Annotated in this window: 16 protein-coding genes and 1 pseudogene; 5 read left to right on the top strand and 12 right to left on the bottom strand. The window is 63.8% G+C overall.

The features are described from left to right. Positions 1-101 precede the first annotated feature (101 nt). Positions 102-1,031, top strand: coding sequence for an SDR family NAD(P)-dependent oxidoreductase (locus tag RMN99_RS05445; RefSeq protein ID WP_309622283.1), 930 nt, complete (start codon positions 102-104; stop codon positions 1,029-1,031). A gap of 6 nt (positions 1,032-1,037) precedes the next feature. On the opposite strand, the gene RMN99_RS05450 is transcribed toward RMN99_RS05445, so the two are convergent. Both RMN99_RS05450 and RMN99_RS05455 read right to left on the bottom strand, forming a co-directional pair. Continuing rightward, on the bottom strand, positions 1,038-1,448 hold the full coding sequence (locus RMN99_RS05450; RefSeq protein ID WP_309622284.1) for a thioesterase family protein: 411 nt from the start codon (positions 1,446-1,448) through the stop codon (positions 1,038-1,040). 64 nt (positions 1,449-1,512) lie between these two features. Next, on the bottom strand, positions 1,513-2,148 hold the full coding sequence (locus RMN99_RS05455; protein ID WP_309622285.1) for a TetR/AcrR family transcriptional regulator: 636 nt from the start codon (positions 2,146-2,148) through the stop codon (positions 1,513-1,515). Positions 2,149-2,280: 132 nt separating this feature from the next. Here RMN99_RS05455 and RMN99_RS05460 point away from each other — a divergent pair, with 132 nt between their 5' ends. Continuing rightward, complete coding sequence (locus RMN99_RS05460; protein WP_309622286.1) at positions 2,281-4,008, top strand: bifunctional metallophosphatase/5'-nucleotidase; 1,728 nt, start codon at positions 2,281-2,283, stop codon at positions 4,006-4,008. A 56-nt stretch (positions 4,009-4,064) separates the two neighbouring features. On the opposite strand, the gene RMN99_RS05465 is transcribed toward RMN99_RS05460, so the two are convergent. The 5 genes from RMN99_RS05465 to lgt form a co-directional block, all read right to left on the bottom strand. After that, positions 4,065-4,469, bottom strand: a complete 405-nt coding sequence (locus RMN99_RS05465; RefSeq protein ID WP_309622287.1) for a hypothetical protein — start codon at positions 4,467-4,469, stop codon at positions 4,065-4,067. A gap of 96 nt (positions 4,470-4,565) precedes the next feature. Continuing rightward, positions 4,566-5,360, bottom strand: a complete 795-nt coding sequence (locus RMN99_RS05470) for a DUF1295 domain-containing protein (RefSeq protein WP_309622288.1) — start codon at positions 5,358-5,360, stop codon at positions 4,566-4,568. Continuing rightward, complete coding sequence (locus RMN99_RS05475) at positions 5,353-5,970, bottom strand: 1-acyl-sn-glycerol-3-phosphate acyltransferase (RefSeq protein WP_309622289.1); 618 nt, start codon at positions 5,968-5,970, stop codon at positions 5,353-5,355. Before RMN99_RS05475 ends, RMN99_RS05470 begins: the two co-directional genes overlap by 8 nt. A 94-nt stretch (positions 5,971-6,064) precedes the next feature. Continuing rightward, positions 6,065-7,123 carry an SAM-dependent methyltransferase gene (locus RMN99_RS05480; RefSeq protein WP_309622290.1) on the bottom strand — a complete coding sequence of 353 codons (1,059 nt, stop codon included), beginning with the start codon at positions 7,121-7,123 and terminating at the stop codon, positions 6,065-6,067. Then, the gene (lgt, locus tag RMN99_RS05485; RefSeq protein ID WP_409035235.1) at positions 7,120-8,025 is read right to left on the bottom strand and encodes a prolipoprotein diacylglyceryl transferase; all 906 of its coding nucleotides are present in this window, start codon (positions 8,023-8,025) and stop codon (positions 7,120-7,122) included. Before lgt ends, RMN99_RS05480 begins: the two co-directional genes overlap by 4 nt. A 153-nt stretch (positions 8,026-8,178) precedes the next feature. On the opposite strand from lgt, the gene RMN99_RS05490 reads away from it, so the two are divergent. Next, on the top strand, positions 8,179-9,891 hold the full coding sequence (locus tag RMN99_RS05490; RefSeq protein WP_309622292.1) for a class I adenylate-forming enzyme family protein: 1,713 nt from the start codon (positions 8,179-8,181) through the stop codon (positions 9,889-9,891). Beyond that, positions 9,861-12,629 carry a [protein-PII] uridylyltransferase gene (locus RMN99_RS05495; RefSeq protein WP_309622293.1) on the top strand — a complete coding sequence of 923 codons (2,769 nt, stop codon included), beginning with the start codon at positions 9,861-9,863 and terminating at the stop codon, positions 12,627-12,629. The genes RMN99_RS05490 and RMN99_RS05495 overlap by 31 nt, the downstream gene beginning before the upstream one ends. Here RMN99_RS05495 and RMN99_RS05500 read toward each other — a convergent pair. The 3 genes from RMN99_RS05500 to RMN99_RS05510 all read right to left on the bottom strand — a co-directional run bounded on the left by RMN99_RS05500 (position 12,626) and on the right by RMN99_RS05510 (position 15,867). Continuing rightward, the gene (locus tag RMN99_RS05500) at positions 12,626-12,853 is read right to left on the bottom strand and encodes a hypothetical protein (RefSeq protein WP_309622294.1); all 228 of its coding nucleotides are present in this window, start codon (positions 12,851-12,853) and stop codon (positions 12,626-12,628) included. The two genes, RMN99_RS05495 and RMN99_RS05500, sit on opposite strands and share 4 nt — an antisense overlap. Before the next feature lie 59 nt (positions 12,854-12,912). Continuing rightward, positions 12,913-13,956: an aspartate-semialdehyde dehydrogenase gene (locus RMN99_RS05505; protein WP_309622295.1), complete on the bottom strand. Its 1,044-nt coding sequence runs from the start codon at positions 13,954-13,956 to the stop codon at positions 12,913-12,915. Between the two features lie 249 nt (positions 13,957-14,205). After that, complete coding sequence (locus RMN99_RS05510) at positions 14,206-15,867, bottom strand: NAD+ synthase (RefSeq protein ID WP_309622296.1); 1,662 nt, start codon at positions 15,865-15,867, stop codon at positions 14,206-14,208. A gap of 57 nt (positions 15,868-15,924) precedes the next feature. On the opposite strand from RMN99_RS05510, the gene RMN99_RS05515 reads away from it, so the two are divergent. Then, positions 15,925-17,043, top strand: a complete 1,119-nt coding sequence (locus RMN99_RS05515) for a serine hydrolase domain-containing protein (RefSeq protein WP_309622297.1) — start codon at positions 15,925-15,927, stop codon at positions 17,041-17,043. A gap of 2 nt (positions 17,044-17,045) precedes the next feature. On the opposite strand, the gene RMN99_RS05520 is transcribed toward RMN99_RS05515, so the two are convergent. Both RMN99_RS05520 and RMN99_RS05525 read right to left on the bottom strand, forming a co-directional pair. Beyond that, positions 17,046-17,177 carry a hypothetical protein gene (locus tag RMN99_RS05520; RefSeq protein ID WP_309622298.1) on the bottom strand — a complete coding sequence of 44 codons (132 nt, stop codon included), beginning with the start codon at positions 17,175-17,177 and terminating at the stop codon, positions 17,046-17,048. A 249-nt stretch (positions 17,178-17,426) separates the two neighbouring features. Then, a pseudogene (locus RMN99_RS05525) lies at positions 17,427-19,724 on the bottom strand (DNA-directed RNA polymerase subunit beta'); the annotation flags it as partial.

Raw genomic sequence — 19,724 nt, forward strand, 5'->3', positions numbered from 1 at the left:
TATTACCTCTAAGTACGATATCCGTATTTACTAAGTGCGAATCTCGTATTAACTAGGCTGGTCAAGCCAGAAATGGCAAGCCTTTTGGCCAGGAGCGCGCGATGCCGACATCCGAATACTACCTCCTCACCGGTGCGACATCGGGCATCGGGCTGGAGGTTGCAGCCTGGCTGGCCCAAAGTCGCCCAAACAGTTTCATCGTGGTCGGTGCGCGCCGACCCGATTTGGCGAATACCCTGCGGCAACGGGTGCCAGCAGATCGGCTGCTGATCTTGGAACTTGATACAGCGTCGCTTGATTCGGTTAAGGTGTTCGCCGGTTCGGTTCGGGCCTTTTTGGCGGGTAGGAAATGTGCTGGGCTGGCGCTTAACGCGGGCATCCAGATCGTGAGCGGTGATCGCTACTCAGTCGATGGGTTCGAGTTGACCTTTGCGACCAATGTGCTGGGTCATATCGCCTTGTTCGAACATCTGCGAAGCGAAATGGGCCAATCGGCGACAGTGATTTCCACTGCAAGTGGCACCCACGATCCTGCGCACAAATTGGCCCGGCCGTACAAATTTTTTGGCGGACGCTTTCCATCTGTATCCGATGTCGCCGCTGGCAAGGTTTCCGATTCAAACGATGAAGCGCAGAAGGGCAGGGATCGCTATGCCACGTCAAAACTTTGCAACATCATGTTCAGCTACGCGATGGCGCGCCACTATCCCGCAGGCGAGTTGCGCTTTGTCGCATTCGATCCCGGCCTGATGCCGGGAACCGAATTGGCCCGCGATCAGCCCGCTGCCATGCGCTTTGCGTGGAAAAATGTCCTGCCGACCGCGGCGAAATTAATCGATGGCGCCAGCACTCCGCAGCGCTCCGGTGCAATGCTTGCGCAGCTCCTGATCGGCGAGCGGCTTCCGCTCGAAACCGGGCTGCATGTCGAGTTTACCGGCAACGAAATCCCGTCTTCAGAACTTTCACATGATCAGACCAAACAGGACGAATTGGTCAATTGGGCTCGCGGTTTGGCAATCGCAACGCGTTGAGCGAATTCAGCTTGCTTCGACCACCGGAAAGAACCGCGCGATTACATCGCGCGCCAGCCGCGCGGGGCGCAGCGTTTCGGCATCGATGCAGCACCAGCTTGATTTGACTTCGGCCAGCACCTCTTCGCCGCGGCGGATCACGGTTTCATAAAACGCGCGGGTGCCGTGGAATTTTTCCAGCAAGACCGTGGCGATCACCTCGTCGCCCAGGAAGGTCGGGCGGCGATAGGTGATCTCGTGCTTCAGCGCGACCCACAGGTGCTGCGCCACTGCATCGGTCGGCGCGAGGGTGCGCCAGTGATCGATCACCGCGTCCTGCACCCATTTGAGGTACGAGGCGTTGTTGACGTGCCCCATGAAATCGATGTCGGCGGGATCGACGGGAATCGCAAAAAGGTGAGGCAACGGCTGGTTCACAACGCTGTAAGTAATGCCTGCATGTTGCAATTTCCAGACAGGTGACAGTGCCCGGCGAATTTTTTCAGGCCGCCCGCAGCGCCGAGACGCCCTTGGCCCCGCGATCGGCCCCCGATAGTCCATCGAACACGGCATCGACAATCCGCGCCAGCTTGTCCTCGGACAACTTGGGCATGATCAGCTCCATCGCACCGATGTTGACGTAGGCACCGGTCATCTGGTTGATCAGACTGATCGCTTCATCGACATCGAGCCCGGCGAAATGGCCATCGGCCATCGCCTCGCCGATGATCATGGCCAGATAGTGATCGCCCAGATCGACATAGGAGCGGACCAGCTCGAAATTTTCCTTGCCCAGTTCGACGTAGTTGGCAAACGCCACCGGATCACGCTCCCATTCGGCCTTCATCCGGGTAAAACGGCGGGCATAAAATTCGAACATCTTGCGCCGCGGCGGCAAGTCGCTTGCGATGACCGCTTCCATGATCTCGACCTTGGGGCGGAACCAGTGTTCGGCCACCGCTTCGATCAGCGCTTCCTTGCTGTCGTAATAGCGATAGAGATTGGCGGGCGACATCCCTGCGCGCGCAGCAATTTCGGTCATGGTGACCGCGGCTGAACCGCGTTCCTCGATCAGATCGACAACGTGGCCGATCAGCGCTACGCGTCCGGCTTCGATATCCGCTTGTGGTCGTGCCATGCCGTGTTCTCCCCATCGGCGTTGGTTGTTCCCGGCAATATAGAACGGCGCCGGGGTTTTTTCAATAAACTGTCTTAGTTGCATAATACGCAGCGCTTGTTGCGCGGGACGCATCGGCTAAAAGCATTGCCCATGACGAATCGCCTCCTGCTCGCCCGCGTTGCCCTGCCGCTGATGGTCGCCTGCGCCGGCCCCGCCGCGCTTCAGAGCGCGGCACTGGCGCCCCGTACGGTCACCGTCGGGATCCTGGCGATCAACGATTTCCACGGCGCGATCGAACCGCCCAAGCAATCGGTGATCGCGCCCGATGGCAAGGGCGGCAGCGCGCAAGTGCCGGCCGGCGGAGCGGCCTGGCTGGCCAGCGCGGTCAGGATCCTGCGCGGGCAATATGCCAATTCCGCCACGGTAACGGCGGGGGATCTGATCAGCGCATCGCAGCTGGCCTCCTCGATCTACCTTGATGAGCCGACGATCGGCGTGGCCAACCGCATCGGCATCGATTTCAGCGCGGTGGGCAATCACGAATTTGACCGCGGGCGGCAGGAATTGCTGCGCATGCAGCGCGGCGGGTGCAAGCAATATACCCCGCGCAAACCATGCCAGGTCGAACGTTTCACCGGCGCGAGGTTCAAGTTTCTGGCTGCCAGCACCATCACCGAAAACGGCAAGCCGCTGTTTCCCGCCTTTGGCATCAAAAGCTATGGCCAGGGTGCGCGCAAGGTGACCGTGGGCTTCATCGGCCTGACGCTGAAGGGCACCACCGATCTGGTCTCGCCCGGCGGGATCAAGGGGCTGGTCTTCCGCGACGAGGCCAGGACCATCAACGCGCTGGTCCCGCAATTGAAGGCCAAGGGCGCCGATGCGGTGGTGGTGCTGATCCACCAGGGCGGACAACAGGACAAGCCGACCGATCCCAATAGCTGCAGCGGCTTTTCAGGCGAAATCGCACCGATCCTCGATCAGCTTGATCCCCGCGTCGATGTGGTGGTTTCGGGCCACACCCACCGCGCCTATGTGTGCGATTACGGGCAGATCAATCCGGCGCATCCGGTGCTGCTGACCAGCGCCGGCAATTACGGCACCATGCTGACCGACATCGCGCTGGAAATCGATCCCGCCGCGAACACGGTGGTGGCCAAGCGCGCGCGCAACCTGATCGTGCAATCGCAGGCCTATGTGGGCAGCCGCGGGCCGATCCCGCTGAGCCCCTATTACCCGGTCTATGCCCCCGACAAGGCGGTGGCAGCCTATGTCCAGCTATATGTCGATGCGGCCAAGGCCTTTGCCCAGCGCCCCGCCGGTCACCTTGCCGCCCCCGCAGCGGGTGCGGCGCTGGGCCAGCTGATCGCCGATGCGCAGCTTGATGCGACCAGGGCGGCGGGCGCACAGATTGCGCTGATGAACCCGTTTGGCGTGCGCGCGCCAATCGTCCCGGCCACCGACGGTTCGGTAAAATTTGCTGATATCTATGCCGCACAGCCGTTTGCCAACACGCTGGTAACGCAGAGTTTCAGCGGGGCGGAACTGAAGGCCGCGCTCGAACAGGGGTTTGACGAAAACGGCCCCTATCAGGCGCTGATCCCCTCGGCCGGACTGACCTATGGCTATGACATGAGCCGCCCGGCGGGCGACCGCGTGGTGGACCTGCGCTTCAATGGCCAGCCGATCGATCCCGCTGCCACCTACCGCGTCACCACCAACAGTTTTCTGGCCCAGGGCGGAGACAGCTTCACCCTGCTGGCGCGACAGAAGGACGGGGTGATCGGGGTGAGCGATCTCGACGCGCTGGAAGCCTGGCTCAAAGGCGCGGACTTGCGCGCCGTGCCCGAAGCGGTGCGGGCGGTGGAGGTGAAGCCCTGACGCAAAAAGGGCGACGCCTGCGCGCCGCCCTCTTCGTCAAAGCGTTGCCGCTGAGATTACATAGCCTTGGTCCAGACCTGGTCGGCGGTCATGCCCGTAAGCGGGGCATCCTTGCTGGCCAGCTTGTAAAGCGCGCCATCGGCGACCGCCCAGACCGACTTGTCGCCCGAGAAGACGATCCGCTTGCCGTCCGAATACCACGCCCACTTGCCCGTGGTCGCCTTGCCGGCGGCATCGGTCATTTCGGCGTTCATATCGGCGGCCAGCATCAGCTTGGCTGCGCCCGCGGTATAGGTGCCTTCGGGCTTGACAGTGGCCTTGGCATTTTCGGGCAGGGCCGGCAGCGCGACTGCGGCTTCGCTGGCGGTGGCTGCGGCATCGGTTGCCACGGCTTCGGGCTCCTTGCCCTTGCAGCCGGCGACCAGGGCCAGTGCGGCCAGCGGGAGAATGAATTTACGCATCGGGGATAAACTCCTGAAAATTGTCCGGAAAATGTGCGACTCAGGACAAGCGGAAACCCTACACTTGGGCAGGTGCGCCGGGCAAATGATTTGCTGTCAGCCCTTGCGCGGCGGCCAGGGAATGAAGCCCGAGGTGCGCGCGACGTATTCACTGTAACCCGGGCGGCTCCTGGCCAGCCCCTTTTCCAGCAGCGGCTTGCCCGACCAGCGGGTCAGCGTGAAGGTCAGGAACAGCGGCCCGATCAGGCTGACCAGCGCGACCCACAGCCCGGCCTGCGCAGCCACCAACCAGATCCCCCACCACGCGCAGGCATCACCGAAATAGTTGGGATGGCGGGTATAGCGCCACAGCCCGGTATCGAGCACCTTGCCCTTGCTGGCGGGATCGGCGCGGAACGTGTTGAGCTGGGCATCGCCGACCGTTTCAAACACCACCCCCGTCAGCCACAGCGCGAAGCCGCCCCAGGCCAGCGGGCCGATCGCCGCCGGTTCGCCCGCGGCAAGAATGCCAATCTGCGCGGGCAGACAGGTGATGAACAGCAACAGCGCCTGCGGACCGAACACCACTTTGAACGCGGCGCTGCCATAGCGGCCCTGTTCGCGCGCCTTGGCGAGCATGCGTGCATAGCGCGGATCCTCGCCATGTGCGCGCCAGCGGGTGAACAGGTGCAGTGCCAGACGCAGCCCCCACACGCCGGTCATCACCAGGATCAGCGTGGCGCGCGCACCGGGATCGCCCAGTTGCAGCCAGCTGACGGCAGCCAGCACCACCATGCCAAACCCCCAGACCGCATCGATGAACGACACGTCGCCGATCCGCGCGGCGATCAGGCACAGCACCACCATCATCGCCACATCGACCGCAAGGTTGATTGTCAGCATTTCAAGCATGGGCTTCGCTCCGTTCCTCGGTGATGGCGGCTTCGAGCAATGCCCAGCGTGGATGGCCGGGCATGACCGAGCGGTAATAGGCCAGCAGCTTTGCAAGATCGCCAGCGTAATCGCCGCTGGGCATGATCGCCGGACCGATCCCGCCGCGGCGGGTCTTGTCTTCAACCCAGGCCGGCACCAGCGCAACTCCGGCCTTGTGGGCGATGTGGTAGAAACCCGATCGCCATGGCCTGGAGGCGCTGCGCGTGCCTTCGGGGGCAACCACCAGCGCCAGTTCTTCGGCGCCGGCAAAGGCGTCGACCACCTGATCGACATAGTTGCGGCCCTTGGCGGAGCGATCGACAGAAACCCCGCCCATATCGTACATGAAGCGTGTCATCGGCCATGCGAACAAAGTGTGCTTGCCCATGAAGCTGGGCCTGATGCCGGCCTCTGCCGTGGCGCCAAGAAAGAACACGAAGTCCCAGTTGGTGGTATGCGGCACACCAATGATAATGCAGCGCCGCGGCGCCGGATAATTGTCCTCCAGCTGATAGCCGCGCCAGCGATAGAGCGCGATGATCAAACGCCGGACCAGACGCGAGAGCAGCGATGGCCCTGCGGTGCGCATTAAGCAAAATCTCCCCCGGCGCTGCTTCAAGCGACTGCCTTCACCCGATGCTATACACCCGCCGCGGCGAAAGCCATGCCCCTTTTGGGCAGGTCTAGAACCCCGCACCGCCCGGCCAGCTTGGCGCGGCCAGCCCCATCACCTTGAACAGCAGGCCCATCTGGCCCTCGCCGACCAGACGCTCTTTCGCGGCTTCGATCGCCGGACCGTGCTGCGGTGCGGCCTGGGCCAGGGTCTGTGCGCGCGCATCGATCCCCAGGTTCCGCAGCCAGCGCCCTTGCGGCACGGTGCCCAGCCAGCGCACCCCACGTGATTGGGCAATCGGCGCCAACGTCGCGAAATCGACGTGCGCGGTCAGGTCCGCTTCGCCCGGCTGGCTGAACGGATCGACCTTCAGGTGCTGGCGCACCGCCTGCATCGTCGATCCATCGCGCAGCTGATCATGACCGTAATCGATGAACAGCGCCGCGCCGCCCTGGTCCTTGAGCCGCCCCGCAATTTCGTAAATCGTCGCCGCAGCACCAGGGCAGGTTTCGATGATCGTCCCCACTTCGGCCGCGCGGCGCGCCTCGGGAATGGCGGCATCCATCGGTTGGGATCCGGCAATGCAGACGAACCGGTCGCCTTCAGGCACCACCATCCGTTCGCGCCAGCCCGCTTCGGTCATCACCAGTTGTCGCACCGGCAGCGCATCGAGAAATTCGTTCGCCACCACCAGCACCGGGCCATAGGGCGGGATGGTCGACAGGTCATGGTGCCACTGCGCTTGCGGCACAGAGGCCAGCTGCACGTCCTTCAAGGCGGTAGAGGCTTCGACAAAGTGGACGCTCGGCGTCAGCCCATAGCGCTTCGCCGCGCGCAAAGCATCGCGCGCCAGGGTGCCGCGCCCGGGGCCCATTTCGACATAGTGGACCGGCTCCTCGCGCCCGGCATTGATCCACATATCGGCCAGCCACAGCCCGATCAGTTCGCCGAACATCTGGCTGATCTCAGGCGCGGTGACGAAATCGCCCGCCGCGCCCAGCGGATCGCGGCTGGCATAATAGCGCGCGTTGGCCTCACCCATGTAATGCATCAGGCTGATCGGGCCGGTATTGCCGATCAGCCGCCGAAAGATCTCGCCCAGCGGGTCACTTGTCCCGGTCGCGCTCATTCCGGGATGGGGGTGGTGCTGCCCAGTTCAGGGCGCATCAGCGCTCGGATGACGAAGAACAGCCCCGCGGCCAGCAGCGGCAGGGTGAGCCACTGGCCCATCGACAGCCCGCTGCTGCGCGCGAGTTCCTGCAGCTGTGCATCAGGTTCGCGGTAGAATTCCACCACGAACCGTGCCAGCGCCATGCCGGTGGCAAAAATGCCCACCAGCAGCCCCGGCTTCCAGCGCGCGCGGGTGCGCCAGAACAGAACCATCAGCACGGCGGCCAGCAGCAGCCCTTCGAGCAGCGCTTCGTAAAGCTGGCTGGGGTGGCGCGCCATCGGGCCGCCGCCGGGGAACACCATCGCCCAGGGCACATCCGGCCCGGCCACGCGACCCCACAGTTCGGCATTCACGAAATTGGCCAGACGGCCAAAGAACATGCCCATCGGCACGCTGACCGCGACATAATCGCACACCCGCAGGAAGCTGAGCTTGCCCCGCCAGCAGACAAAGGCAATCGCCAGCAAAACGCCGATCAGCCCGCCATGAAAGCTCATCCCGCCGTTCCACAATTTAAGCAGTTCGCCTGGCTCGCCCCACAGGCTGGGCAGGCCGGTTTCGCCGCCGGTATAGAAAGTGGCATAGCCCAGTCGCCCGCCCAGGATCACCCCCAGCGTACAGTAGAAAAACAGATCGTCGGCATGGCGCTGCGCCATCGGCGCGCCGGGGGCCTTGAGCGTTTTGGAAATGTGCCAATAGGCAAAGATGATCCCGGCCAGGTAAGCCAGACTGTACCAGCGCAGCTGAAACTCGCCGAGCGGCGTGGGGAGCGAGAAGAGATAGTTCTTGAGCCCCAGATCGCGCCAATCAAGCGGCGCATTGGCCGCCGCGCTGGCGAGGTCTTGCAACAATGGTGACAGCGACAATTCAACCCCCTAGACAAGGCACTTGCCGCGCCTTGTGGCACAGCCGCGCGGGGACAGCAAACCCCCGGCTGCGCAATTGGGAACAGGATCGGGATGGAGCGGAAAAGGGCCGCGCCATGCCGCCAGACAGAAAAAGAAGGATGCCGCATGGCCACCGAACTCGACAATGCCCTTACCAATGTGATCGACCGACTTACCGCGCCTGATGCGCCGCTGGAAACGGTGCCCTATGAACGCTTCGGCCGGCAGCTGCCGATGCTGAAGGGCGCGCCGCCGACCCTGCCGGCGATGTTCGATCATTTCTGCGCCCAGCACGGCGCGACGGAATTCATCGTCGATGGCGATATTCGCCTGACCTTTACCGAAATACACGAAGCCGCGCGCGCAGTGGCGGGCGGCTTGATCGCGGGCCACGGGATTCAGCGCGGCGACCGGGTGGGGATTGCCGCGCGCAATTCGGCCAACTGGATCGCTGCCTACATGGGCGTGCTGATGGCGGGCGGCTGCGCCACCCTGCTCAACGGCTGGTGGAGCGGCGAGGAGATGGCCGGCGGGATCGAGCTGGCGGGCTGCAAGCTGGTGCTGGCCGATGCCCAGCGCGGTGCGCGGATCGCCGATCTTGGCCTTGCCACAAAACTTGTCGAATTTTCACACGATTGCCCCTGGCGTGAAGGCCTGGCTGCGGTTCTGGCAGGGGGCGGTGGGGCCGATACCCCGCTTCCTGAGCTGTCTGGCGATGATGTCGCGACGATCCTCTACACCTCGGGCTCGACCGGCCTCTCCAAAGGCGCCTGGTCCGATCACCGCGCGGTGACCCAGGCGGTGTTCAACTTCGTCGGCCAGACGCTGATGGTGCTGACTCATCTGACCGACAAGGGCGAAGCGCCCACCACCCAGCCCGCCACGCTGGTCAACGTGCCGCTGTTTCACGTTACCGGCGAAGTGCCGGTGCTGCTGCAAAGCTTCGTGATCGGGCGCAAACTGGTGCTGATGCCAAAGTGGAACGCCGAAGAGGCGATGCGCCTGATCGAACGGGAAAAGGTCACCTATTTCGTCGGCGTACCGCTGATGAGCTATGAGATCGCGACCCATCCGAGCCGCGATCAATACGATCTTTCCAGCTGCACCGCCTTTGCCGCAGGCGGCGCGCCGCGTCCGGCCGAACATGTGAAGAAAATCAAGGACGCGCTGCCGCATGCCTTTCCGCTGCTCGGCTACGGCCTGACCGAAACCAATGCGGCAGGCTGCGGCAACCTCAACGAGAACTACATGGCCAAGCCCGGTTCCACCGGCACCGCCACCAAGCCGCTGATCGATGTCGGCATCCTGGACGATGACGGCAACCAGCTGCCCAGCGGGCAAGTCGGCGAAGTCTCGATCCGCTCGATCGTCAATTTCAACGGTTACTGGAACAATTCCGAAGCCACCCGCCTGGCGATCATGCCCGACGGGTTCTTCCGCTCGGGCGATCTGGGTTACCTCGATGAAGACGGCTACCTGTTCATCGTCGACCGCAAGAAAGACATCATCATCCGTGGCGGCGAGAACATTTCCTGCATCGAGGTGGAAGAGGCGATCTATGCCCACCCGCAGGTGGCCGAAGCCAGCGTCTTCGGCATGCCGGATGAGCGCATGGGCGAGCAGCCCACCGGGGTCTATCTGGTCAAGGACGGCTGCACAGTCAGCGAAGATCAATTGCGCGCCTTCCTGCTGGAACGGATCGCCGGCTTCAAGGTGCCGGTGCGGTTGTGGCAGGAACACGAAACCTTGCCCCGGCTCGGCACCGAAAAGGTTGACAAGCGCACGCTCAAAGCCCGTTACCTGACCGTATGGGAAAGCGAGCAGAAAGCGGGGGCGTGAGCCGCATCCAGAATCAGCGCGCGGTGATCGACCGGCGCGCGCTGGCCGCTGCAATCAGCGAAGGCGTTGAAACAAGCGGCGCGGCCAAGGCGCGGCCCGCGGTGGTCGAACTGCTGCGCGGCGCACTGGCGGAAGGCCGCGCGGAGATCGCCCGGCGGCTGGCTGAGCATCCCGGTGCCGGCCACGACAGCGCTGAAGTGCAGGCTTTCCTGGTCGATCAGCTGATCCGCCTGATCCACGATCACGTCATCGGCGATGTCTATCCCGCACCCAACCGCACCTCGGGCGAGCGGCTCAGCGTCATGGCGGTGGGCGGTTATGGTCGCGGCGAAATGGCCCCGCATTCGGACGTTGATGTGGCCTTCATCACGCCGGGCAAGCAGACTTCGTGGTGCGAACAGGTGATCGAGGCGACGCTCTATTTCCTGTGGGATCTGGGGCTCAAGGTCGGCCATTCCAGCCGCAGTCTGGATGATGTGGTGCGGATGGCCAAGAGCGACCTGACGATCCGCACGGCGCTGCTCGAAGGGCGCTACGTGTGGGGCGATCAGGCCTTGTTCGATGAAGCGCAGAGCCGGTTCTGGGCCGAAGTCGTCGCCGGGACCGAGCGTCAGTACGTTTCCGAAAAACTGGCTGAACGCAATGATCGCCACAAGCGGCTGGGCGATAGCCGCTATGTCGTCGAACCCAATGTCAAAGAGGGCAAGGGCGGCCTGCGCGACCTGCACACGCTCTACTGGATCGGCAAATATATCCACCACGTGCGCGATGTGTCCGAACTGGTCGATGTCGGGCTGCTCAGCGGCAGCGAATACCGCGCCTTCCGCCGCGCCGAAAACTTCTTCTGGGCGGTGCGCTGCCACCTCCATACCATCACCGGGCGGGCCGAAGACCGGCTGACCTTCGATCTTCAGCGCGAAGTCGCGGCGCGGATGCAGTTTGCCGATCGCCCGGGCAAAAGCGCGGTCGAACGGTTTATGCAGTACTTCTTCCTGCAGGCCAAACGCGTGGGCCACCTGACCGGGCTGTTTCTGGCGCAACTGGACGAACAATTCGCCCGGAAGCAGCCGCGCGGGTTGCTCGCGGGGTTCCGGGCGCGGCGCCGGGTGGTCAAAGGCTATCCGGTCTATGGCGGCAAGATCACCGTGCCATCAGACACCTGGTTTACCGAAGACCCGGTGCGGCTGATCGAGATTTTCGTGGTCGCGGATGCCAATAGCCTCGAACTGCATCCCGATGCCATGCGCCTTGCCTTGCGCGATGCGCGGTGCGTCGATGCGGTGCGCACCGATGCCCGCGCCAATGCGCTGTTCCTCGATCTGCTGGCCAGCCGCCACGATCCCGAAACGGCGCTGCGCTGGTTCAACGAAGCGGGGGTGTTCGGGCGGTTCATTCCCGATTTCGGCCGGGTCAACGCGCAAATGCAGTTCGATATGTACCACCACTACACGGTTGATGAGCACACCATCCGCGCGGTCGGGCTGATGGCGCGGATCGAGCAGGGCGAGCTTCGCAAAGACCATCCGCTCGCCACCGATCTGGTCCACAAGATCCAGCACCGCCGGGTGCTCTACGTCTCGATCCTGCTCCACGATATCGCCAAGGGGAGGCGCGGCGATCATTCGGTGCTGGGGGCTGAAGTGGCGCTCAAACTGTGTCCGCGGCTGGGGATGAGCGACGAGGAGACGCACCTTACCGCATGGCTGGTTGGCCAGCACCTGTTGATGAGCGCGGTCGCCTTCAAACGCGATCTGGCCGATTGGAAGACGATCACCGATTTCGTCGCTACGGTGCAATCGGTCGAGCGGCTGCGGCTGCTCTCGATGCTGACGATCGTCGATATCCGCGCTGTCGGACCGGGGGTGTGGAACAGCTGGAAGCGCCAGCTGATCCATGAGCTTTACGATGCTGCGGAGGAACGTCTGCGGCTCGGCCACGTCCAGCACGGACGGACCCAGCGGGTCGCCGCCAAGCAGGCCGCGGTGGCTGAGCGGCTGGGGGCGAGGGGCACCCTGGCAGCCAAGTATGCCCGGCAGTTCAACGATGCCTACTGGATTGCCGAACCCGATGACATCATCGCGATGAACATCACGCAGTTGGATGCGGCGGGGGGCGCGCCGCTCGATGTGCACTGCGAATACTATGCCGCGCGCGGCGCAACGCTGGTTACCGTGATCGCGGCCGATCACCCGGGACTGTTCTACCGCATCGCCGGGGGCATCCATCTGGCCGGCGGCAACATCATCGACGCGCGGATCCACACCACGCGCGGCGGGATGGCGGTGGACAATTTCCTGGTCCAGGACCCGCTCGGCCGGCCGTTTTCCGAAGACAGCCAGTTGGCCCGGATCAAGACCATGATCGCCGACGCGCTGATGGGCCGGGTCAAACTGGTCACCCAGCTTGCCGCGCGGCCCAGCGCCCGACCGCGCGCAAGTGCCTTCGATGTGCGCCCGGCGGCCGAATTCGATAACCAGGCCTCGAACCGTTTCACCGTGGTCGAAGTCAACGCGCGCGATCGCCCGGCTCTGCTCAGCCGGCTGGCGCGCGCCTTGTTCGAAGCCAAGCTGATGGTCCATTCCGCCCACATCGCGACTTATGGCGAACGCGCGGTCGATACGTTTTATGTGACCGACCTGCTGGGCGAAAAGGTCGATTCAGGCTCGCGCCTGCGCGCGGTGGAAAAACGCCTGATTGAAGCAGCGGACGAGAATGTGGTGGAGGTGGCGGCGGCCTAGGGCTCGCTCGCTGCACCGGAACCAAGGTTCTTGAGCCAGGAGAGATCGCCGTTGCGCAGCGATACCGCCATGTAACCAAGGCTGGTCCCCGCCACCAGTCCGAGGATCGCGAGCCGGATTATCTTGGTGCGCTGTGCGGTTTCGCGCGTAGCAAGGTCGTCTGCATCACCGTGATGCGCCATGCCGACTTCGCTCGGTTCCTCGAAAGGGCTGTTGGGGCTCATGACAACAGGCACTGGCCTGCCGCCCCGGCGAATGATTGTCGGGATTCGCCAATCTTGCCCTACCCGGCCAGCGCCTCGGCAATCTGGACCGCGTTGAGCGCGGCGCCCTTGCGCAAATTGTCGCCCACCACGAACAGTGCCAGACCGTGTTCGACGGTGCGATCGACCCGCACCCGGCCGACGAAAACCGGGTCCTTGCCAGTCGCCTCGAGCGGGTTGGGGCAATCGCTGAGCACGACGCCCGGTGCCTGGCCCAGCAGTTCGAGGGCGCGCGCGGCGCTGATCGGGCGTTCGAACTCGGCATTGAGCGAAATCGAATGGCCGGTGAAAACCGGTACCCGCACGCAAGTGCCCGAAACCGGCAGGCCGGGGATTTCGAGGATCTTGCGGCTTTCGTCACGCAGTTTCAGCTCTTCTTCAGTGTAGTCATCCTCGCCCAGCACATAGTTGAGCGGCACCACATTGTGCGCAATCGGCACCGCCCACTTTTCCGCAGCAGGCAGCAGATCGTCATGACCGCTTGTCGCCAGCAGCCGCGCCTTGTCTCCGACGTGGTCAAGCTGGCGGGCGAGCACTGCGATCCCTTCCAGCCCCGCGCCCGAGACCGCCTGATAGGTCGATGCGATCAGCCGCTTGAGGCCCGCTTCGTCGTGCAGCGGCTTGAGCGCGGGCATCACCGCCATGGTGGTGCAATTGGGGTTGGCGATGATCCCCTTGGGCAGGTGGGCCATCGCATGCGCATTCACTTCGGCGACCACCAGCGGCACCTCAGGGTCCGAACGGAAAGCGCTGGAATTGTCGATCACGATCGCGCCGGCTGCGGCAACCTTGGGGGCCAGCGCCGTGGAGGTCGCGCCCCCTGCGGAAAACAGCACAATGTCGAGGCCGGAATAGTCCGCGCTCTCGGCGTCTTCGACCGTCACCCCGTCCAGCACCTTGCCGGCCGAGCGCGCCGAGGCGAACAGCCGCAGCTGCGCGATCGGGAAATTCCGCTCCTTCAGGATCGCGCGCATGGTCGATCCGACCACACCGGTTGCGCCGACAATCCCGACGTTGAGCTGCTGACCCCGTTGAAACCGGTGAACGGCGAAATGATGAACCATGATGCTTCTCCTAATTGGGGAGCGCAGTGCGGGGGTTCTTGTGATCCGTAATGGAAAGCCCCGCCTGCTCGTCTGCGGGGCGGGTTGTCCGGAAGGCCTTAGCGACGCATCCCCACAACCGGTCCCGCGAGTGCGGTCGGTTTGATGGTAATTGTAATGGACGGCCGGATCGACATGGAACGCGCCACTAATGGGCACTTCGCGCAATGGCAAGCCTGATGTTGCGGTGCAGCGTGAAAGATTTGTGCGTCAAGCGCTCCGGAACGCATTGGTAATCGGATACCTGCGATCTCGCCCGAAGTTGCGCGTGCCCAGCTTGACCCCCGGCGGGGCCTGACGGCGCTTGTATTCGGCGACGTAAAGCAGGCGTTCGATCCGCACCACCACATCGCGGTCAAGCCCTTCGGCGACCAGCTGATCGACGCTCTTTTCGTGTTCGACCAGGCCCAGCAGGATCTTGTCGAGCACGGGATAAGCCGGCAGCGAATCCGCGTCCTTCTGGTCGGGGCGCAGTTCAGCCGATGGCGGCCGGGTGATGATCGCGTGCGGCATCACCGGGCCATCGGGGCCAAGTCCGATCTTGGGCTTGTGGGTGTTGCGCCATTCGCTGATCGCGAAGACGGTCATCTTGTAGGCGTCCTTCAGCGGGTTATAGCCGCCGGCCATATCGCCATAGATCGTGGCATAGCCGACGCTCATCTCGCTCTTGTTGCCGGTGGTCAGCAGCATCGGGCCGAATTTGTTGCTGAGCGCCATCAGGGTCACGCAGCGGATGCGCGATTGCACATTTTCCTCGGTGATATCGACGTCCTTGTCGGCAAAGGTGCCTTCCAGCATCGTATCGAACGCATCGACCGCGGGCGAAATCGGGATCGTGTCATAGCGGCAGCCGATCATCCGCGCGCACTCCGTGGCGAGATCGAGGCTGAGCTGGCTGGTGAAGCGGCTGGGCAGCATCACGCTCCACACCCGCTCCGGCCCCAGCGCATCGGCGGCAATCGCGGCGCAAATCGCGCTGTCGATCCCGCCTGAAAGGCCCAGCACCAACCCGGGGAAGCGGTTGCGATCGACATAGTCGCGCAGCGCCAGCACCATGGCGCAGTAGATATCCTCAGGGTGCTCGGCCAGTTTCGCCACTTCACCTGCATCGCAGCACCAGCCTTTGGCTGTTTTGGTCCAGCGGGTGGTAACTTCCTGCTCTACCCAATCGGCCAGCTGCACCGGGACCGAACCATCGCCATTGACCACGAAGCTGGCCCCATCGAACACCAGCTCGTCCTGCCCGCCGACCCGGTTGAGGTAGGCCAGCGGCAATCCGGTATCGTGCGCGCGGCGCCGCGCGACGCCATCGATCCGCAGCGTATCCTTGTCGATCTCATAGGGGCTGCCGTTGACGCAGATCAGAAGTTCGGCCCCGAAATCGGCGAGATGGCGGCAGACGTCAGGGTGCCACACGTCCTCGCAGATCGGCAGGCCGATCATCACGCCCTTGAACACGATCGGTTCGGGCAAGGGGCCGGGCTGGAACAGCCGCACCTCGTCGAAAGTGCCGTAATTGGGCAGTTCGTGCTTGAGCCGGATCGCCGCCACCTTGCCGCCATCGAGCAGTGCCACCCCGTTGTGCAGCGCGCCATCGACCACGAAGATCGAGCCGACCAGCATTGCCGTCGCCCCGTCGGCGGTCACCTTGGCCATCGCCTCCAGTTCCCCGGTGGCGCGCGCGACGAAGGCGGGTTTGAGCACCAAATCCTCGGCCGGATAGCCGACCAGCTGCATTTCGGGGAACACCACCAGATCGGCGCCGGCCGCCTTGGCCCGTTCGCGCGCGGCCAGCATCGCCGCGGCATTGCCGGCAATATCGCCGACCGACTGGTTCAATTGGGCGAGGGTGATCGTGAGCGTATCGGCCATAATGCTTTCCTAGGGCCAAGGAACGCGTTAGCCAATGCGCGATAATGGAGGATGCGAATGTTCGAACAGGCTTTTGAAAGCGCCGGGCTGCCTGGCGCGGTTGGCATGGTGGTGGACCGCGATGGGGTGCGGTTTTCGCAGGCGCTGGGCGTCGCTGATGTCGATGGCGGCGCACCAGTTACCGAGGATACCCAGTTTCAGATTGCCTCGATGACCAAGGCCCTGGTGACGCTGGCGGCAATGCAGCTGGTCGAAGCGGGCCAGCTTGATCTCGATGCGCCCGTAGGCGCGCTGCTTCCTGACCTCGCCGATGCGCAAGTGCTGACCGGGTTCGACAGTGAGGGCAAGCCCCAGCTGCGCCCCGCTGCACGGCCGATCACCATGCGCCATTTGCTGACCCACACCGCCGGTCTCGGCTATTTCTTCATTCATCCACCGGTGCTGCAATATTTCGCCGCCACCGGCATGCCGGTTCCGGGCTCCAGAGCTTCGATCACCATGCCGCTGATGTTCGATCCGGGCGAAGCTTGGGAATATTCGGTCGGGATCGATTGGGCCGGTCTCGCGATCGAGGCGGTCACCGGGCGGCGGCTGGGCGATTACATGGCCGAACACATTTTCAAGCCGCTAGGGATGACCCGCACCGGGTTCTACCAGACCCCGCCCGAAGGCCTGGCGCAGGTCCATGTCCGCGATGAAGGCGGCACACTGAAAGTCCAGCCGATGTTCCTGGGCGGCGGGGAATTTGACATGGGCGGCGGCGGGCTGATTGGCACCGCGCCTGACTATGCCCGCTTTGTGCGCGTGATGCTGCGCGGCGGCGAACTCGACGGGAACCGCGTGCTGAGCGAAGCTGGCGTTGCCGAAATGGCCCGCAATCAGGTCGCGCCCTTGCGCGCCGGAGCCATGGGTACCGCGATGCCGCAGCTGGCCGCGCCCTATGATACCTTCCCCGATCAGCACACCGGCTGGGGGCTGGGCTTCCTGATCAACCCCGAGACCGGACCAAACGGCCGCAGCCCCGGCAGCCTCGCCTGGGCCGGAATCTTCAACAGCTACTACTGGATCGATCCCGCCAAGGGCCTGGGCGGCGTGTTCATGAGCCAGCTTTCGCCGTTCGGCGATCCCGGTGCGCTGGCCTGTTTCGGCGCGCTGGAGCGGCTGGCATATGCCTGACGCTATTTGTTCTTCATATTGTCCAGCCCGCGCACCACGCCGGTCTTTTCGCTGGGCTTGGATGCATTGGTCTTGACCTTTTCGGCCTTGGGTTTGCGGGTCTCGCGGTTCGATTTCTTCTGCGACTTGGCCATGGATGGTTCCTTCCGGGTGACGGCAGCGGTTGGGCCTGCGCAGCGATTGGCGTCAGGACAGACAATGCGGGTGCTGGGCTGGCTCTTTGAGCGAAGTCAGACCGAGCCGGTCGGATCGGCACACGGGCGCGATCCCCTTATGGGCGCGGTGCAGCGGTAATGTAAGCGAAGAGTTGGCTGCGGCCACGAAAAAAAGCCCCGCCGGATCGCTCCGGCGGGGCCTTTTTTGATAGCCCGGAGGAGCGAGGCTTACGCCTCGCCGTCCGCCGCTTCGGGGTTCAGGTATTCGCCGGCATCGGCGTCGGTCCCGTGGGTATCGCCTTGGGCCGCCGCCAGCGGATCGGCAAAGCCGGCAGCTTCGGGGCCCTGGGCCAGTTCCGCGGCATGCTCTTCGGCGGCGCTGTCGGGTGCGATCAGCGCTTCCTGAAGCTTGCGGTACTGGGCGCGCAGCGCCGCATCGCGGCTGGAGGCAGCGACGCGCAGGCGGTTCATGCCGGCCCCGGTACCCGCCGGGATCAGACGGCCAACGATGACGTTTTCCTTGAGCCCGATCAGCGAGTCCTTCTTGCCTTCAACCGCCGCCTGGGTGAGCACGCGGGTGGTTTCCTGGAACGAGGCGGCGGAGATGAACGAACGCGTCTGGAGCGAAGCCTTGGTGATGCCGAGCAGCACCGGCTTGCCCACCGCCGGGGCCTGACCCGCTGGCAACTTGGCGTTGTATTCGTCCATTTCTTCGCGGTCGATCTGTTCGCCGGCCAGCAGCACGGTATCGCCGCCATCGGTGATTTCAACCTTCTGCAGCATCTGGCGAACGATCACCTCGATGTGCTTATCGTTGATCTTCACGCCCTGCAGACGGTACACTTCCTGGATTTCGGCGACGAGGTATTCGGCCAAGGCCTCAACCCCCAGCACTTCCAGGATATCGTGCGGATCGGGTGAGCCAGAGATCAGGCTGTCGCCAGTCTTGACCCAGTCACCTTCCTGAACGTCGATCACCTTGGTCTTGGGGATCAGGTATTCGACCGGATCACCCTCTTCCGGAACGATCGCGATCTTGCGCTTGGCCTTGTAATCGCGAACGAATTCGATCCGCCCGCTGATCTTGGCGATGATCGAATTGTCCTTGGGCTTGCGCGCTTCGAACAGCTCGGCCACCCGCGGCAGACCGCCGGTGATGTCGCGGGTCTTGGCGGCTTCGCGGCTGGCACGGGCCAGCACGTCACCGGCCGAAACCTCCTGGCCATCCTCGACCGAAAGCGTGGTGCCGGGCGCCAGCATATAGCGCGCGGCTTCACCCGATTGTTCGTCAAGCAGGGTCAGACGCGGACGCAGATCTTCCTTTTTCGAGCGGCTGGCCGCGCGATTTTCGGTGATCAGCTTGCTCGACATGCCGGTGGCATCGTCGGTCGCCTCGGTCAGCGTCTTGCCGTCGATCAGGTCCTGGTATTTCACCACACCCGACTTTTCGGTGATGATCGGGGTGGTGAACGGATCCCATTCGGCCAGCCGGTCCCCTTCGCTGATGATCGCGCCGTTTTCGTGCAGCAGGTGCGTCCCGTAGGGCACCTTGTGCATCGCCCGTTCGCGGCCTTCGCTGTCGAGTACGACGATTTCGCCGCTACGCGCCAGGCTGAGCCGCCGACCGCGCTTGTCGGTGATCGTCAGGATGTCACGATAGGTCACGGTCCCGTCGCACAGCGCTTCGAGGTGCGACTGTTCGTTGACCTGCGCCGCCCCGCCGATGTGGAAGGTCCGCATGGTCAGCTGGGTGCCGGGTTCACCGATCGACTGCGCGGCGATAACACCGACGGCTTCACCGATGTTGACCGGAGTCCCGCGGGCCAGATCGCGGCCATAGCAGGTTGCGCAGACGCCCTGTTCGGCTTCGCAGATCAGGGGTGAGCGGATGCGCACGGCCTGGACGCCCGATTCCTCGACCGCCAGCGTTGCCGCTTCGTCCAGCAGCGTGCCGTTGGGCATGATGACCTTGCCGTCCTTGTCGGCAATGTCTTCGGCCAGGGTCCGCCCCAGGATACGTTCGCCGAGCGAGGCAATGGTGCTGCCGCCCTGAACGATCGCGCGCATTTCCAGCGCGCGTTCGGTGCCGCAATCCTCGATCACGACCACGCAGTCCTGCGACACGTCGACCAGGCGGCGGGTCAGGTAACCCGAGTTCGCGGTCTTCAGCGCGGTGTCCGCGAGGCCCTTGCGGGCGCCGTGGGTGGAGTTGAAGTATTCAAGAACGGTCAGACCTTCCTTGAAGTTCGAGATGATCGGGGTTTCGATGATCTCGCCCGAAGGCTTGGCCATCAGCCCGCGCATACCCGCCAGCTGCTTCATCTGGGTTGGCGAACCACGTGCGCCCGAGTGGCTCATCATGTAGATCGAGTTGACCTGGCGCTGACGGCCCGTTTCCGGATCGATCGGCGAGGCTTTCAGCTCTTCCATCATGGCGTTGGCCACCTGATCACCGCAGCGGCTCCAGGCATCGATCACCTTGTTGTACTTTTCCTGCTGGGTGATCAGGCCGTCCTGGTACTGCTG

It is taken from the genome of Novosphingobium sp. (assembly GCF_031417815.1).
In the GTDB taxonomy this organism is placed as follows: Bacteria; Pseudomonadota; Alphaproteobacteria; order Sphingomonadales; family Sphingomonadaceae; genus Novosphingobium.